Raw genomic sequence first — 15662 nt, forward strand, 5'->3', positions numbered from 1 at the left:
GGGAATCAGCGGGAGGCGGCCTGCTCGACCAGCTCGGCGGCGTATCCGGCCACCGTCTCCGGGCGGCTGCGCGGCAGCCAGTGCCCGCCGGGAACCCGGTGAACGCGCAGGTCCGGCACCCACTCCGCGATGCCGGTCTGCACCGGCGGGTGCACGAACCGGTCCGCGCTCGGCGCGATCACCTGCACCGGGATGTCGGTGCGCCGCGGCTCGGGACGGGCGAAGCGCCGGAGCATGTTCGCCCGGTACAGCGCCAAGCCGTGGATCGCGTCCGGCAGCTCGGGCGCGCTCGCCGACCGGTCGAGCGCGCGGACGAGGCGTTGGGTGAGGCCGCTGCGCCAAGCCAGCTCCGGCAGCTTGGGAATCTGGAAGAAGCCGATGTAGCCGGAGGAAGCCAGCTGCGCCAGCAGCTCGCGCAGCGCGGGCAGCCCGGCCCGCACGCGGGACCGCATCCACCGCGCGGCGTGGTCCAGGCACGGGCCGGAGATCGAGGTGTACGAGGCGCCCCGTCCGCGCAGGTCGTCACCGGTGATCGCGTGCCAGGTCTGGATCGAGCCCCAGTCGTGCGCGAGCAGGTGCACCGGATGGTCCGGGCTGACGGCGTCCAGCACCGCCGTCAGGTCCTCCGCGAGCCGGTCGAGCAGGTAGGCGCTGTCCCGATGCGGCTTGTCCGACTCGCCCGCGCCGCGCACGTCGTAGGTGACGACGTGGAACCGGTCTTGCAGCGACTGCACGACGCCGTCCCACAGCGAGCGGTTGTCCGGATAGCCGTGCACGCACACCAGCGTCGGCGCGGTTCGCGGGCCGGATTCGACGACGGCCAGCGACGTACCGTCCCGGGAAACGACCCGCCGAACCATCGCAAAACCTCCTGTTACCGGAAGTAACGGCTACTGGAGGTGGAACTATGCAGCGTCCGGCGCAGCGCTGTCAACGCGCTGCCGCGATCGTGCGGGGCGACGGCTGTTCCCCGCCGCAGCAGTGCGGCCGGCTCAGCCGAGCAGCGGCCGCACCTTCTGGCCGAAGTCGTGCACGCCCTTCTCGAACTCGTCGAAGGTGAACATCACCCCGCGCACGCCCGGCATCGAGGTCACCTTGTCGAGCTGGCGGGCGATCGTCTCGTGCGAGCCGACCAGGGTGCCCATGTTGAGGTTGATCGCGCCTTCCGGCAGGTTGATCGTCTTCGCCGTGCCGCCCTCCGGCGCGGAGGCGTCCTTGGCGCCCTCGTCGGCCATGTAGCCGAGAGCTTCCAGGTCCGCGCCGGCGTGGTAGGAGCGCCACTTCGCCCAGGCTTCTTCGTCGGTCTCGGCCATGATGAGCATGAACAGCGGCAGCGAACCCACGTCCCGGCCGGTCCGCTCGGCCGCGGCCGCGAGCCGCTGCACCGGATCCGCGTAGTTCTCCGGGGCGTTGACGCCCGGGGTGAGCACGAAGTTGTAGTCGCCGACCTCCGCGGTCATCCGCATCCCGCGATCCGACTGGCCCGCGCAGACCACGTCCACGTGCCCGGACGGGCGCGGTTACAGGCGGCAGTCGCTCATGCCGAAGAACTCACCGTCCAAGTTGGACACTCCGGTGGTCCAGAGTTCGCGCAGCACCCGGACGTATTCGGTCGAGTAGTCGTAGCGCCGCTCGAAGTACTCGTCGCCCGGCCACAGGCCCATCTGGTCGTACTCGTTTCTTGGCCCAGCCGGAGACGATGTTGACCCCGAAGCGGCCGGGCGCGATCGAGTCGATCGTCGTGGCCATCCGCGCCACCATCGCGGGCGGCAGCGTGAGCACCGCCGTCGATGCGTAGAGCCGGATCCGCTCGGTCACCGCGGCCAGCCCGGCCATCATCGTGAACGATTCCAGGTTGTGGTCCCAGAACTCCGTCTTGCCGCCGAAACCGCGCAGCTTGATCATGGACAGCGCGAACGCGAACCCCTGTCGCTCCGCCTCCAGCGCCACGTTCTTGTTCAGCTCGAACGACGGCATGTACTGCGGTGCGTTCTCCGAGATCAGCCAGCCGTTGTTCCCGATCGGCAGGAAAACGCCGAAATCCATGGGTGTTCCTCACGTCAGATGCATTCGCGCGGAACATACGGCGACCTACCGGCGGCCGGTGCCGCCAAGTAGCGGATCATGACGTCGTGACGCCACAGCGCCGCATCAAGCCCTGCGCGTCGAACGGCGCGTGCGCCTTGATGTCGTTGTCGAAGTAGACGTGCACGTCGCGGCCGGAATCCTTGCGCGGCGCGGGATCGGCGGCGGTGTGCGGAGTCGCCGGGCTCTTCCCCGCGTGCCAGGCGCGCACCAGATCCGCCCACTCGTCCAGCGCCTCGGCGGTGTAGCCGCTGGCGTAGAGCTCCTCGGCGCCGTGCAGCCGCACGTAGCAGAAGTCGCTGGTCACGTCGTCCATGCGCGGCCACGTTCCGGCGGTGTCGGCGGTGACCAGCGCGATGTCGTGCGCGCGCAGCAGATCGACGCACTCCGCGGTGGCGAAGCTGGGGTGGCGGGCCTCCAGCGCGTGGCGCAGCGGGCGGTCGGCGTCGGTCTCGGTCAGCGCGCGGCCGCGGAGTCGTTCGTCGTGTCCGCCCGCGAGTTCCGCGGCAGCGGCCGTGCTGCGCGGGAGCAGGTCGAAGAATTCCGCCAGTCGTTCCGGATCGAACCGCGTCGTGGCGGGCAGCTGCCACAGCAGCGGGCCGAGTTTTCCGCCGAGTGCCAGAACACCGGAAGCGAAGAAGTTCGCCAGCGGCACCTCGACGTCGCGCAGCCGCTTCATGTGCGTGATGAACCGGCTGCCCTTGACCGCGAACACGAAGTCGTCCGGGGCCTGCTCGGCCCACCAGCGGTAGCGCTCCGGTCGTTGCAGCGAGTAGAAGGAGCCGTTGATCTCGGCGGAGCCGAGCTGCCCGGCCAGGTATTCCAGCTCGCGGCGCTGCGGCAGACCGCGCGGGTAGAACGTGCCGCGCCACGGCGGGTAGAGCCAGCCCGAAGTGCCGATGAAGATGCCCGCCATCGCCCGCTCACCTCGCGGTGAACGCGACCGGCAGTTCCAGCAGCCCGCGGTTGCGGAACGACGCACGCCACGGCAGCTGATCCGGCGGCACCGCCAGCGCGAGGTCCGGCAATCGCCGCAGCAGGGTCTCGAACCCGATCTCGGCTTCCATCCGGGCCAGCGGGGCGCCCAGGCAGAAGTGCGGGCCGTTGCCGAACGCCAGGTGCGGGTTGTCGCCGCGGGTCACATCCAGCATGTCCGGGGCGGTGAACACCTCGGGGTCGTGGTGCGCCGAGACCAGCGACAGCAGCACCGTTTCTCCCGCGGGCACGGTGACTCCGCCGATCCGCACGTCCGAGATCGGGAAGCGGCGGATCGCCGTCTGCGGCGGTGGGTCGAAGCGCAGCAGCTCGTCGACCGCGGAGCGCAGCAGCGGCGGGTCGGCGCGCAGCGTGCCCAGCTGGTCGGGGTGCGACAGCAGTACCGCCATGCCGTTGCCCAGCAGGTTCACCGTGTTCTCGTACCCGGCGAAGAGCATCAGGAACGCGGTGGAGGTCAGCTCGTCCTCGGTCAGCCGCTCCTGGTCGCGCTGCGCGAGCAGGCCGCTGATCAGGTCGCCGCCCGGGTCGGCGCGCTTGGCCGCGACGAGCTCCACCAGGAAGCGGTGCAGCGAGTCGAGCGCGTCCGCGGCGGAGCGCCTGCTGCTCGGCGCGAGCATTTCGTCGGTCCACGCGCGGAAATCGGGACGGTCGGTGGTGGGGACTCCGAGCAGTTCGCAGATCACCGCGATCGGCAGCGGTCCCGCGTAGGCCGTCATCAGGTCGGTGTGTCCGGAGCCGGCGAACTCGTCGATCAGTTCTTCGGCGAGTGCGGCGACCTGCGGCCGCAGGTGGTGCACCCGGAACGCCTGCGCGGTGATCCGGCGCAGCCGCGTGTGCCGCGGGGCGTCCATGTTCAGCAGGTTCGCGTCCAGCGCGGGCGGTAGCGCGAAGCCCTGGTAGCCGTCCCGCGCGTGTGCCTTGTCCAGCGACAACCGGGGATCGGCCAGCGCCGCGCGCACGTCCTCGTAGCGGGTCACCAGCCACACCGCGGCGCCGTCCGGGGTGATCGCGCGGTGCACCGAACCCTGCTCGCGCAGCTTCGCGTAGGTCGCGACCGGGGCGGTCACGAAGTCGTCGCCGAGCTCGACCGGTGCCATGCCTCGAATCTACGACAACGGGGCCGGGCCGGGCGGTCGCCGAACGGGCCACGTCAGGTGCACGAGCGACGGCGGCAGGCGCAGGGTGCGCTTGCCGCCGTCGTCGAGTTCCCCGCTCGCGGATTCCGCTACTCGTCGGCGAGCGGCTCCGCGATGATCTTGCGCAGCATCAGCCCGCTCGCCGCCGCCGCCAGCGCCGCCACCAGCAGGCCGAGCACGATCGGGGCCAGGATCGAGAGCGTCAGCGTGGTGCTCTGCCCCATGACGTTGAGCAACCCGAGGCTGACCCCGGCACCTGCCGCGGTCGCCATGCCCGCCGCGACCAGCGCCGGTAGCGCCGCCTCGGTGTGCAGGGCGCGGACCAGCACCTTGCTCTGCGTTCCGGCGGCGACCAGCGCGCCCAGCGTGCGTCGCCGATCGATGACCGAACCCGCGGCCGTGATCGCCGCGCTGCCCGCCGCGAGCACCGACGCGATCGACAACCCGATCACCGTGATCCGGTGCAGGTCCCCGGTCATGACCTGGCCTGCGACGTTGCGCGACTCGATCGACTCGATGTCCGCGCCGGGGGCCACTCGCGCCATGGCGGTGCGCACCTTCGCCCGGTCGGCTTCGGTGGGCGGCAGCACGGACAGCGTGGTCTGCGTCGAGCCCGCCAGCGCGGGCACGGCGCTCCGATCGATGATCACCGTCTGCAGATTCGGCTCATGGCTGACCGGAGTTCCTTGCGGCACCGGGGTGGCGGGCGGCTCGCCGTTGGAAGCCAAGATGGCCGGGGTGACGGTGAGATCCGACTTCGGCACATCGATCGGCGTATGGATGCCGGGCGGCCCCGCGCACGAGGGCTGGTACGAGGTCACCTCGCGAGCCGCCTGGCAGTCGATGAGCAGACCGTTGGTGACCGCGCCGCCGGGCCCCTCGATGCTGACCTGCTCGTAGCCGGCGGCGGTGGCCTGCACGCCCTGCTGCGCCAGCTCGGCATCGAGACGTTGCCGCAGCTCGGGCGCTTGACTGCCGGGCACGTCCGCGAGGATCACGCCGGCCTTGTCCGTGCTGCCCAAGGATTTGGCGCTCGCGGTCATCGCGGGCAACGCCGTCAGCGCGATCGACCCGATGAACACCGCGAGCACCATCCCGGAGGTCGACCGGTAGGCACCCTTCGGATCGCTGATGAGCCGCCTGCCCGCCAGCAGCACCGAAGGACGGCGCCACAGCTTGCTGAACAGCCGGCCGATGGTGGCGGTGATCCACGGGCCGATCAGCGAGAACGACCAGATGATCGCGGCGATCGGGACGACGAGCACCAGGAACCCCGCGCCCTCGTCGTACTTCGTCATGCCGAACACGAACAGCCCGGCGACCACGGCGATGATCAGCAGCCGCCACGCCTTGGGCCTGCTGCGCTGCTGCTGGGTGGCCGCGCTCAGCGGCGAGCGCACGGCCCGCCGGGTGCCCAGCACCGACGAGGCCACCACCAGCGCGGGAACGCCGATCGCCACGCCGAGCATCGCCGACGCCGACGGAGTGATGTCGCTGAGGAACCAGGTGCCGTTGCCCCAGGGAATCATGGCGATCAGGTACCGCAGCGGCCAGATGAACAGCAGCCCCGCCACGGTTCCGGCGACGGCGGCGAGCCCGGTTTCCGCGGCCACCGTCGAGACCACTTGGGACGGTGTCGCGCCCGCCATCTGCAACGAGGCCATCCGGCGTTCCCGGCGTGCCGCGGTCAGCCGCGAGGCCGATGCGACCAGCACCAGACTGGGAGCGGCGAGCACGAACAGGCCGAACCACGCCATCGGCTGCAACAGCCAGTCCTCGGACGACGCCTCGACTTCCACCAGCGAAGCGCCATGCGCGATCGCGGTGGCTTCGTCCAGAGCGCCCTTCGGGTGCCCGACGATCGCGACGAGCTGTTCCGGGTAGCGCAGCTGCTGCGGGTCGATCGTGCCCGCGATGCGCTCGGGGAAGCGATCGGCCAGCGCGTTGTCCGGCAGTTCTCCAGCTTTCTGCGCGAGCGCCGGGGACAGCAGTACCTCGCCGGGAGCCGGGTACTCCGGGGCGTTCCCGCCGCCGGTGGCGCCGGAGACGTCCAGCCTGGTGATGAATTCGCCCCGCACGTAGTCCTGCGAGGCCAGCTCCACCCCACCGGTGTCGGAGACGCCCGGGTGTCCGTACTGCCAGGACGAGCGTTCGGTGCGCGCGTGCGCGGCGTGCGGCAGCGCCGTGAGGATCAGCACCAGCGCGGTCGCCACCATCACGCCCAGGGCGGTGAGGATCGCCGAAGTGCGGGTGCGGGAGTCGTGCCGCAGCACCCGCAAGGCCAGCTGCACGGGGTTCATCCGGCCACCGCCCCGCCGCGCGCGGGCGCGCTGTTCGCGATGAGCCCGTCGCGGATCTCCACCACGCGGCCGCACCGGGCGGCCAGCTCGCGGTCGTGGGTGACCACGATGACCGCGGCTCCGGAACGGCTCGCGCTGCCCGCGAGCGCGCTCATCGTCGCTTCGCCGGTGCGGGTGTCCAGCGCGCCGGTCGGCTCGTCCGCGAAGATCACCTTCGGCTGGTGCGCCATCGCCCGCGCGATCGCCACGCGCTGCGCCTGCCCGCCGGAGAGCTGGCCGGGCAGGCGCTGCTCCATGCCGGTCAGTCCCAGCCCGGCCAGCCATTCGCGGGCGGTGCCGGTGGCCTTGCGCCGATCGGTGCCGCCGAGCAGCAGCGGCAGCGCCACGTTCTCCTCGGCGGTCAGCTCGCCGACGAGCATGCCCTGCTGGAACACGAAGCCGAACTCGTGCCTGCGCAATTCGCTGCGCTTGGTTTCGGTGAGCTGGTCGATGCGGCGCCCCTCGAGGCTGACCTCCCCGCGGTCCGGGCGCAGGATCCCGGCGAGCACGTGCAGCATCGTGGTCTTGCCGGACCCGGACGGCCCCACGATCGCCAGCACTTCACCGGCCTGGACCGAGATGTCCGCGCCGCCCAGTGCCCAGTGCTCGCCGTACTGCTTCGCCAGTCCGTTGCCGACCAGAACCGGGTTCCCCGCCGGTGTGCGTCCTTGGTGCACTTGTCCATTCCCCTCGGTCGATGTGCGCGCCGTGGTGGAGCAGGGTCCTGGCGCGGAATTCGATCGAGGAGAACGTTCGCAGCAGCCGGCGGGGACACACCTCGACCGCGCGGTCATCCCCGGTCGTCCGGTCGGCCGGAGTCGCTGGCCGATCGGCCTGTGGAACGGCTCAGAGCCCTTCGGGCTCCGCGCGGCGAAACCGCTGTCCCCGCGAGGAAACCGCCACGAGCGACGGTGCCGTTGCTCGCGTGGTCATCGTTGGAGCGGTTCCGCCGCCGACCGGATGCGAGATCGCCCATCGGCGAACCCTGGTACTGCTGATTCGACGAGCCCGGAAGCAGCCGTACGCACCCTCCGGGCGGACGGACTCAGGTTTCCCTGGTCGCCGTGGCCGGAGGTGTCCTGCTGGCGCGGCGGGACGGCAGGAAGCCCGCCGCCGCGGCCACCGCGACGAGTCCGCCGCAAACCGCGGGCAACGCGAGGACCGGTATCGCCAGTGGCGCCTCCGGAACCAGTGCGATGATCAGCAGTGCACCCAGCAGGACGCCGTGCGGCAGCCCGAAGACCACTCCGAGCACGCCGTGCATGGCGGACTCGCCGATCCGGACGGTGAGCAAGCCGTTGCGGGACAGGCCCACCGCGCGCAAGACGCCGCTTTCCCGGCCGCGCTCGAGTACCGACAAGGTCGCGGTGGTACCGACCCCGACGATGGCGACGAACACGGTCAGCGCGATCAGTGCCAACGCGCTGCCGGTGACCTGCCGGACCAGGCCGGACTGCTCGGCGCGGAGGTCGTCGAGCACGCTGATCTCCAGTTCCGGGCTGTTGCCGGTGTGGGCGCCGACCGCGGACTGCGCCGCTGCCATGCCCCTGCCGCCCGCGTCGATCATGACCCCGGTAGGCGCCGGGTCGATCCCGAGGGCGTTGAGGTCCGATGAGTGCGCAAGGACCTGCGAGCCGCCGATGCGCTGCCCGACGACCACTGCCGCGACCCGGATTCGGCGATCGCCGAGCAGGACCGAATCGCCGACGCCGACCCGGTTCTTGCTCGCGAAGCCGTCGGAGACCGCGAGCGTTCCCGGTCCGAGGTCGTGCAGTGACCCGTCACCGGCCACGATGTCCGCCGACCTGGGCAGCTGGGTGATCGGCAGGTCCGAGACTTCCAAGTTCGTCGATCCGCCCGGGGCACCCAGCTGCAACCGAACGGCGCGATACGGGACGACCGTGCCCACCGCGGGATCGGCCGAGAGCGCCCCGGGCAGGTCAGCGGGCAGTGTTGCCCCTTCGGGGGCTCGTACCTCGATGCCCGCGGTGTACTCCGCGGCCGAACTCGCCTCGTTGTGCTCGCGCATGGTTTCCCCGGCGGTGAGCGCCGCGATGAGCAGCGTCGCGGCCAGCGCCACCACCGAGGACACCGCCGCCGCCCGGCGCGGCATACCTCCCGCGCTGCGCACGGCCAACGTCGCGACCGGGCCGAGCCGCCGCACCGAGCGGTGTGCTCCGGCGAGCACCGGGCGCACCAGACGCGGCGCGAACGCCAGGTACGCGCCGAACCACGCGGCGGCGGCCAGCACCCCGAACAGCACGAGATCTTCGGTGCTCCCGGCCGGGCGATAGCGCGAAAGCAGTCCCTGGGAAACCGCGAGGGCCATCAGCAGCACCCCCACCGCCAGCAGCGCGGCACCGACCACGGTCCGGGTCGCCGTCCCGGCCTTGTGCTCGCTCGGCCGGGTCGTCGACCGCAGCGCTTCCAGCGGGGACACCCGCGCCGCGTCGCGGGCCGGGGCCAGCACGGCGAGGACGACCGCGACCACGACTCCCACCAGCACCGACCCCAGCATCAGCGGGGAGGGAGAGGCCGCTGCGACCGGTGCGACCAGCGGCACGAGCCTGCTGATCCCGACGGCCAGCGCGGTCCCGGCTGCACCCGCGATCAATGCGGTGCTCGCGCCCTCAGCGACCAGCGCCCGACGCAGCCCACCGCGGGTGGCGCCCAGCGCACGCAGCATGGCGAGGTGCCGGATGCGCTGCGCGAAGACGATCCGGAAGGCGGATACCGCGACCATGATCGACGCGAGCGCCGCCAGCACCACGAACGCGCTGAGCAGCACGGAAACCCGGTCGACCGTGTCCTGGCTCTGGCGCACTTCGGCCTGCCGCGCGTCCGCGGCGGAGAGCACGGTCATCGCCGTCGGCTGGGCACTCTGCATGATCGCGGGCACGTCCCCGGTGAGGTCTACCCGCGACAGTTCCGCAGCGGTGCGGGTGAGCACTTCCCGATCCGGGGCGTAAAGCGCAACTCCGTCCGCTGACGGGGAATCCACGAGTGCGGTCACCGTCAACGAGTGCGGCGCCCCGCCGTCCTGCACGGCGAAATCGACCGCGTCGCCGACGTGCAAGCCCAGCCGCTCGGCGGCGCGCTCGGACACCGCCACCTCTCCCGGAGCACGCGGATACGTGCCGGCCTCGACCTGGACCCGGCTCAGCGGCCCCTGCCCCGGATCGGCGGTCAGTTCGACCTCCACGCTCCCGACCAGGCCCGATCCGCTCACCCGGCCGGTCGCCTCGGTCACGCCGGGAAAGTCCTCGATCCGGTCCAGCTGCGCGGGGCCGTATCCGGAGGGGGACTGCACGACCGCGGACGCCGCATCCGGGATCGAGGTCAGCTCACTGGTGATCGTGCGCATCGCCATGTCCCGGCCGAGCAGCGTGCCGGTGATGAACAAGGCGGCCAAGGCGATCGTCAGCCCGCACAGCACCAACCGCGCCGGAGTCCGCCGGACGGCACGCAGGTGCGGAACGACGGCGCTCATCGGTCCTGCCCCAGCAGCCGCATCGAGTGCGCGATCCGGGAGGCGTCGGGCCGGACGAGCGTGTCGACCACCTGCCCGTCCGCGACCAGCACGACACCGTCGGCGTACGAGGCGGCTATCGGATCGTGGGTCACCATCACGACGGTCTGCCCGAGTTCGCGCACCGACGCTTGCAGCAGGCCCAGGATCTCTTCGCTCGCCCGCGTGTCCAGGTTCCCGGTCGGTTCATCGGCGAAGACGACCTCGGGCCGGGTGAGCAGCGCGCGGGCCAGCGCAACCCGTTGCTGCTGCCCACCGGACATTTCCGCGGGTCGGTGCATCAAGCGGCCCGACAGTCCCAGTCGTTCGGCCAGCTCGCCGACCGCGCCGCGTTGCGGCCTGCGTCCGGCGAGCTGGACCGGCAGCACGATGTTCTCCTCCGCGGTGAGTTCGGGAAGCAGGTTGTACTGCTGGAACACGAACCCGATCCGCTCCCGCCGGACCCGGGTGAGCTCGTCGTCCCGCAACGTGGCCAGGTCGACGCCGCCGAGCAGCACACTCCCACCGGTCGGGGTGTCCAGACCCGCCGCGCACTGCAACAACGTCGATTTGCCGGAGCCCGAAGGCCCCATCACCGCGCTGAAACCGCATGCGGGGAATCGGATGGAGAGGTGGTCCAACGCGCGCACTTCGGTCCGGCCGGTGCCGTAGGTCTTGACGAGGTCGACCGCTTCGACCGCGATGGCCGGACCGGGATTCGCGGTTGTCCCGACCGTGCTCGCTGGTCGGCTGTTGTGGCTCATGTCCAGGAGCCTGTCCGGTCGTGGGCGCGGTCCACCTCCGTCCGCCGACCGGTTTCGCGGCGAAGCGCTCTGCCTTTCGGCTGATGCAAACGGCGGAGATCGGCTGTCTAGGATGCGGGCTCGTGCTGTTCCCCGGTAAGTCCGCGTGGCAGTCGGCGCTCTGGCTGTTCGGCATCGTGCTGGCTACGCCGGCGCTGATGCTGTTGGAGCACGTGATCTACGAGGGCTTCGACGGTGCGAGGTGGCCGCCCGCGGTGATCATGTCGACCGGGCCGATCGCCGCGGTGGCCCTGCTGATCGCTCCGCGGGCCGGCGCTCGCTCGCTGCCCGGGGTCACGATCGCCGTCGCCGTGATCGTGGCCGCCGTGTACTACACCGCGTACCGGCCCGGGGAGTCGCAAGATCGTCCCGACGCCGCGCTGGCGGTGCTCACCCCGACGGCCGCGCTGCTGATCCTGCTCGGGCTGGTGGTGTGGCGGGCGGAGAAGCGCTGGGTGGCGGCCGCGGCGGTGGTCGTGATCCCGGTGGTCGTGGCGCAACCCGCGATCGGACGCGGCAAGCTGACCGAGCTGGTGATCGCGTTCCTGCTGCTGTGCTGCGTGGTGCTGTCCTGCACGATCGGCCTGGCCGCGCGACTGGCCCGCCGGGCGCGGCTGCGCGAGATCGAGCACGAACGGCTGCTCCAGCGCACCGAGTTCGCCCGCGACCTGCACGACTTCGTCGGCCACTACGTGACGGGCATGGTGGTGCAGGCGCGCGGCGCGCAGGCGATCGCCGCCCGGTCACCGCAGCAAGCACTGGACACTTTGGACGGCATCGCCGAAGCCGGTACCGAAGCGATGGAATCGCTGCACCGCATGGTCGGCCTGCTGCGCGCCGAGGACGGTCCGACCACTGCGCCGCTGGCCACCATCGACGAGATCGCCACCATGGTCGAGCGGTTCAACCGCGAGCTGGGGCCGGACGCGCGGCTGGCGCTGCGCGGTTCGACCGAGGGGATCCCGCCCGCGATCGGTTCCACCGCGCACCGGATCGTCCTGGAAGGACTCACCAACGTCCGCAAGCACGGCCAGCACGTGACGACCGTGCGGATCGACGTCCAGCGCGCGGATTCCGAGCTGCTGGTGCGCGTCGGCGACGACGGTGCGGTTGGCAAGATGCCCGGGAGCGGCTTCGGTCTGCGCGGTCTGCGCGACCGCGTCGCCGAAGTCGGCGGCGAGTTCGAGGACGGGCCCTGCGCGGAGGGCGGCTGGGCGCTCGAAGCCCGGATGCCGCTGCCGTCGAACGGAGGTACAGCGTGACGATCAGCGTGCTCATCGCGGACGACCAGACCATGGTCCGCACCGGTTTCGAGATGATCCTCTCGGCCGAGGACGACATCGCGGTGGTCGGCAAGGCCTCCGACGGTGTGGAGGCGCTGGAGCAGATCGAGCGGCTCCGGCCGGACGTGGTGCTGATGGACATCCGGATGCCCCGGCTGGACGGCTTGGACGCCTTGCAGCGGATCAACGTCCCGGGCGCGGTCGATCCGCCCAAGGTCGTGGTCGTCACGACCTTCGAGGACGACGAGTACGTGCACCGCGCGCTCAACGGCGGCGCCAGCGGTTTCGTGCTCAAGACCGCGAGCGCGGCGCTGCTGCTCGAGGCCGTGCGGGCGGCGGCCTCGGGCGACGCGCTCGTCAGCCCGGCGATCACGGTGAAGTTGCTGCGCAACCGCTCCGCGGCTGAACCGCCCGCGGACCTGCCCAATCCGCTGTCGGCGCGCGAGCTCGACGTCGCCCGGCTGGTCGCCACCGGGGCCACCAACGCCGAGATCGCCGAGCAGCTGTTCCTCTCGGTCGGCACGGTCAAGACCCACCTGGCGAGCGTCCAGTCCAAATTGGACGTACGGAATCGGGTGGAGATCGCGGCGTGGGCCTGGCAGTCGAAGATCCTCGGCCGATAGGCGGAGGTTTCCGGCCGAAACCGGCCGTCCGGCAGATCCGCGCCTCGCGGGGTGATCAATACCTTCGTCGTCCGACGGATCGACCGCCCTCGGCGTGAAGGAGCTCATCCCTTGAAACGTTCACTCGTGTTGGCCGTACCTGCACTCGCCCTCGTCGGCCTCACCGCGTGCGGCAGCAATCCTCCGGAGCAAACCGCCTACGAGGTGGAGTTGAAAGTATCGGGACCTGCCGGGGAAAGCGGCACCGTGCAGAAGTCCACTTCGGACTCCAAGGATCAGGCGCCGGAGCCGGTCGGCGTGCCGCACCGGGAGAAGTGGGCGCCGATGGGCGGTCCGGCGAAGTTCGTCGTCACGCCGGATTCGCCCGCTTCGGCCCTGACCTGCGAGGTGCTGGTCGAAGGCAAGGAACGGGTGACCGAACGAGGACAGCCCGGCGAACCGGTCACCTGCGAGCTGACCATCGACGGCCCGGCCTGACCCAGCGGAGCGGGCCTGCGGCCCGGCAGGACGTCCGCCGGCCGCTGACCGGCTCGATGCCGGGTTTCAGGTGCACCCCGCCCCGCCGAGCCGTTCCCGGCGGGGCGACAGGTCAGCTGCGGGAGTGCTCCAGCGCGCGGCGGACCAGGACCTTCGCCAGGTGCCGCCGGTACTCGGCGGAAGCTTCGGGCTCGTCGGCGGGCGAGGTGCCCTCGGCCGCGTGCTCGGCCGCATCGGCGGGGGAGGCGCCCGCGGCCAGCGCGGACTCGACCGCGCTCGCGCGCATCGGCGTCGGGCCCATGTTCACCAGCGCGACCGCGTCCCCGGCCACGGCCACGCCGACCACCGCCCAGTCGATGGCGCGGCGGGTGAACTTCTGGAAGTCCCAGCCGCCGGAGTGCTTCGGCACCCGGATCTCGGTGAGGATTTCGCCCGGCTCCAGCGCGGTTTCGAAGAAGTCGACGAAGAACTCGCTCGCCGCGACCTCGCGGTTCCCGTCCGGCCCGCGCAGCACCAGCGCCGCGTCCAGTGCCAACGCCACCGCGGGCAGGTCCGCTGCCGCGTCGCCGTGCGCGATCGAGCCGCCGATGGTGCCGCGGTGGCGCACCTGCGGATCGCCGATCGTGCCCGCCGCGTGCGCCAGCAGCGGCACCTCGCGCGTCAGCAGATCCGAGTTCGCGAGGTCGTGGTGCCGGGTCAGTGCGCCGATCCGCACCGCGTCGCCCGCGTCCTCGACGAACGAGAGGTCCCGCAACGCGGTCAGGTCGACGACGACTTCCGGCGCCGCCAGCCGCAGCTTCATCAGCGGCAGCAGCGAATGCCCGCCCGCGAGCAGCTTCGTGTCCTCGCCGTGCTCGGCCAGCAGGGACAGCGCGTCGTCCACGGACTCCGCGCGGTGGTAGGTGAACGAACCGGGGATCATCGATCGCCCTCCTCAGCGGCGGCCAGCACCGACTCGACGATGCCCTGGTATCCGGTGCACCGGCACAGGTTCCCCTCGAGGCCGTCGCGGACCTGCCGCTCGGTCGGCGCCGGGTTCTCCTGCAGCAGCGAGACCGACGCCAGCACCATGCCCGGCGTGCAGAAACCGCACTGCAGGCCGTGGTGCTGCTGGAAGGCGCGCTGCACCGGGTGCAGCTCGTCGCCGTCCGCGAGCCCTTCGATGGTGGTGACCTGGTGCCCGTCGGCCTGCGCTGCCAGCACCGTGCACGACTTGACCGACTCGCCGTCCAGCAGCACGGTGCACGCACCGCAGGACGTGGTGTCGCAACCGGTGCTCGTGCCGGTGAGGCCGCAGTTCTCCCGCAGGTGGTGCACCAGCAGCGTGCGATCGGCGATCTCGTGTCGTTGTTCGGTGCCGTTGAGGTTGATCTGGACGTGCAACCTGTGCTCCCTCTCACGTCTGATTGAGATCGAGCTTAGCTGGCTGCGGGCGCGCTGATCAGGGTTCGATAGCGCCCACTTGTTCGGAACGGGCGATCGGCGTGCCTATACTGCTTGCGACAGTCTTGGTGTCGTAAAGCGCTGCGAGGTGTTGGATGCCCGACCGGCCCAGCGCTGCGCTGCAGCGAACCGGCCCGCTCGACACGAGTCGGTTGGACACCGGCAACCCGGGCGTGGCGCGCTGCTACGACGCGATGCTCGGCGGCAAGGACAACTACGCGGTCGACCGCGCGGTAGTGGACGAGATCCGGCGCTTGTCGCCCACCGCGCACCTCGCGGCGCGGGACAACCGGCAGTGGTTCATCCGCGTGGTGCGCTATCTGGCCGTGGTCGCCGGGATCGACCAGTTCCTGGACTGCGGCTCCGGATTGCCGACCGACGAGAACACCCACCAGGTGGTTCAGCGCGCCAATCCGGAGGCGGTGGTCGTCTACATCGACCACGACCCGATGGTGCATTCGCACGGCAAGGCGCTGCTGGCGGACAACGACCACACCCACTTCGCGCTGGCCGACTTCACCCGGACCGAGGAGCTGTTCGCGCACCCCGTGGTTGCGCGCAACATCGACTTGTCCCGGCCGGTGGCGGTGCTGCACGCCGCTTCGCTGCACCACCTGCACGACGAGCAGGATCCGTGGGGCACCGTGGCGCGCTGCCTCGGAACCGTGCCTTCGGGTTCTTACGTCGCGGTGAGCCATCTGCATCGGCCCGAACCCGGTGAGCCTGCCGCGGAAGTGGCCGGTGAACTGGAAGACGCGGCCCTGCGGCTGCTGGGCTCCGGCCGGTTCCGCACCGCCGCGGAGATCACCGCGCTGCTGGACGGCACCGAGATCGTTCCGCCGGGCTTCGTCCGCGCGGCAGACTGGTGGCCGGACGGGCCGCCGATGCACGCCCTCGAACCCGGCCAGAACCTGATGCTCGGCGGGCTGGGCCGCAAACCCTGACGGTCCGCGGGCGGCTGCAAACACT

The 15662-nt window shown here is 71.2% G+C and carries 15 protein-coding genes; 4 read left to right on the forward strand and 11 right to left on the reverse strand.

The genetic code is table 11. The features are described 5' to 3' along the window. Positions 1-5 precede the first annotated feature (5 nt). From INP57_RS24360 to INP57_RS24395, 9 genes are all read right to left on the reverse strand, one after another. Positions 6-860, reverse strand: coding sequence for an alpha/beta fold hydrolase (locus INP57_RS24360; RefSeq protein ID WP_200072664.1), 855 nt, complete (start codon positions 858-860; stop codon positions 6-8). A gap of 132 nt (positions 861-992) precedes the next feature. Further along, on the reverse strand, positions 993-1466 hold the full coding sequence (locus tag INP57_RS29810) for an LLM class flavin-dependent oxidoreductase (RefSeq protein WP_233628213.1): 474 nt from the start codon (positions 1464-1466) through the stop codon (positions 993-995). 85 nt (positions 1467-1551) lie between these two features. Beyond that, the gene (locus tag INP57_RS29815) at positions 1552-2046 is read right to left on the reverse strand and encodes an LLM class flavin-dependent oxidoreductase (protein ID WP_233628214.1); all 495 of its coding nucleotides are present in this window, start codon (positions 2044-2046) and stop codon (positions 1552-1554) included. Between the two features lie 76 nt (positions 2047-2122). Continuing rightward, positions 2123-3001: a DUF72 domain-containing protein gene (locus INP57_RS24370; RefSeq protein WP_200072665.1), complete on the reverse strand. Its 879-nt coding sequence runs from the start codon at positions 2999-3001 to the stop codon at positions 2123-2125. A gap of 7 nt (positions 3002-3008) precedes the next feature. Continuing rightward, positions 3009-4178, reverse strand: a complete 1170-nt coding sequence (locus INP57_RS24375; protein ID WP_200072666.1) for a cytochrome P450 family protein — start codon at positions 4176-4178, stop codon at positions 3009-3011. 128 nt (positions 4179-4306) lie between these two features. After that, positions 4307-6517, reverse strand: a complete 2211-nt coding sequence (locus INP57_RS24380; protein WP_233628215.1) for an FtsX-like permease family protein — start codon at positions 6515-6517, stop codon at positions 4307-4309. Then, positions 6514-7233, reverse strand: a complete 720-nt coding sequence (locus INP57_RS24385) for an ABC transporter ATP-binding protein (RefSeq protein ID WP_307850263.1) — start codon at positions 7231-7233, stop codon at positions 6514-6516. The genes INP57_RS24380 and INP57_RS24385 overlap by 4 nt, the downstream gene beginning before the upstream one ends. A gap of 368 nt (positions 7234-7601) precedes the next feature. Beyond that, on the reverse strand, positions 7602-10046 hold the full coding sequence (locus INP57_RS24390) for an FtsX-like permease family protein (RefSeq protein WP_200072668.1): 2445 nt from the start codon (positions 10044-10046) through the stop codon (positions 7602-7604). Then, on the reverse strand, positions 10043-10828 hold the full coding sequence (locus INP57_RS24395) for an ABC transporter ATP-binding protein (RefSeq protein WP_200072669.1): 786 nt from the start codon (positions 10826-10828) through the stop codon (positions 10043-10045). The genes INP57_RS24390 and INP57_RS24395 overlap by 4 nt, the downstream gene beginning before the upstream one ends. 122 nt (positions 10829-10950) lie before the next feature. Here INP57_RS24395 and INP57_RS24400 point away from each other — a divergent pair, with 122 nt between their 5' ends. The 3 genes from INP57_RS24400 to INP57_RS24410 all read left to right on the forward strand — a co-directional run bounded on the left by INP57_RS24400 (position 10951) and on the right by INP57_RS24410 (position 13250). Next, a complete protein-coding gene (locus tag INP57_RS24400; RefSeq protein ID WP_200072670.1) occupies positions 10951-12129 on the forward strand; it encodes a sensor histidine kinase in 1179 nt (392 codons plus the stop codon). Next, positions 12126-12773 carry a response regulator gene (locus tag INP57_RS24405; RefSeq protein ID WP_295145876.1) on the forward strand — a complete coding sequence of 216 codons (648 nt, stop codon included), beginning with the start codon at positions 12126-12128 and terminating at the stop codon, positions 12771-12773. The genes INP57_RS24400 and INP57_RS24405 overlap by 4 nt, the downstream gene beginning before the upstream one ends. A gap of 111 nt (positions 12774-12884) precedes the next feature. Then, positions 12885-13250, forward strand: a complete 366-nt coding sequence (locus INP57_RS24410; RefSeq protein ID WP_200072671.1) for a hypothetical protein — start codon at positions 12885-12887, stop codon at positions 13248-13250. Positions 13251-13362: 112 nt separating this feature from the next. On the opposite strand, the gene INP57_RS24415 is transcribed toward INP57_RS24410, so the two are convergent. Both INP57_RS24415 and INP57_RS24420 read right to left on the reverse strand, forming a co-directional pair. Next, positions 13363-14172, reverse strand: a complete 810-nt coding sequence (locus INP57_RS24415; RefSeq protein ID WP_200072672.1) for an FAD binding domain-containing protein — start codon at positions 14170-14172, stop codon at positions 13363-13365. Next, the gene (locus INP57_RS24420; protein ID WP_200072673.1) at positions 14169-14633 is read right to left on the reverse strand and encodes a (2Fe-2S)-binding protein; all 465 of its coding nucleotides are present in this window, start codon (positions 14631-14633) and stop codon (positions 14169-14171) included. The genes INP57_RS24415 and INP57_RS24420 overlap by 4 nt, the downstream gene beginning before the upstream one ends. A gap of 155 nt (positions 14634-14788) precedes the next feature. Here INP57_RS24420 and INP57_RS24425 point away from each other — a divergent pair, with 155 nt between their 5' ends. Further along, the gene (locus INP57_RS24425) at positions 14789-15637 is read left to right on the forward strand and encodes an SAM-dependent methyltransferase (RefSeq protein ID WP_200072674.1); all 849 of its coding nucleotides are present in this window, start codon (positions 14789-14791) and stop codon (positions 15635-15637) included. Positions 15638-15662: the final 25 nt, after the last annotated feature.

It is taken from the genome of Saccharopolyspora galaxeae (assembly GCF_016526145.1).
GTDB classification, from domain to species: Bacteria; Actinomycetota; Actinomycetes; order Mycobacteriales; family Pseudonocardiaceae; genus Saccharopolyspora_C; species Saccharopolyspora_C galaxeae.

Bases quoted from the DNA above. Each gene is read 5' to 3' on its own strand.
- INP57_RS24425 (WP_200072674.1), top strand. From the start codon at position 14,789: ATGCCCGACCGGCCCAGCGCTGCGCTGCAGCGAACCGGCCCGCTCGAC.
- INP57_RS24380 (WP_233628215.1), bottom strand. From the start codon at position 6,517: ATGAACCCCGTGCAGCTGGCCTTGCGGGTGCTGCGGCACGACTCCCGC.
- INP57_RS24375 (WP_200072666.1), bottom strand. From the start codon at position 4,178: ATGGCACCGGTCGAGCTCGGCGACGACTTCGTGACCGCCCCGGTCGCG.
- INP57_RS24415 (WP_200072672.1), bottom strand. From the start codon at position 14,172: ATGATCCCCGGTTCGTTCACCTACCACCGCGCGGAGTCCGTGGACGAC.
- INP57_RS24370 (WP_200072665.1), bottom strand. From the start codon at position 3,001: ATGGCGGGCATCTTCATCGGCACTTCGGGCTGGCTCTACCCGCCGTGG.
- INP57_RS24390 (WP_200072668.1), bottom strand. From the start codon at position 10,046: ATGAGCGCCGTCGTTCCGCACCTGCGTGCCGTCCGGCGGACTCCGGCG.
- INP57_RS24395 (WP_200072669.1), bottom strand. From the start codon at position 10,828: ATGAGCCACAACAGCCGACCAGCGAGCACGGTCGGGACAACCGCGAAT.
- INP57_RS29815 (WP_233628214.1), bottom strand. From the start codon at position 2,046: ATGGATTTCGGCGTTTTCCTGCCGATCGGGAACAACGGCTGGCTGATC.
- INP57_RS24360 (WP_200072664.1), bottom strand. From the start codon at position 860: ATGGTTCGGCGGGTCGTTTCCCGGGACGGTACGTCGCTGGCCGTCGTC.
- INP57_RS29810 (WP_233628213.1), bottom strand. From the start codon at position 1,466: ATGCGGATGACCGCGGAGGTCGGCGACTACAACTTCGTGCTCACCCCG.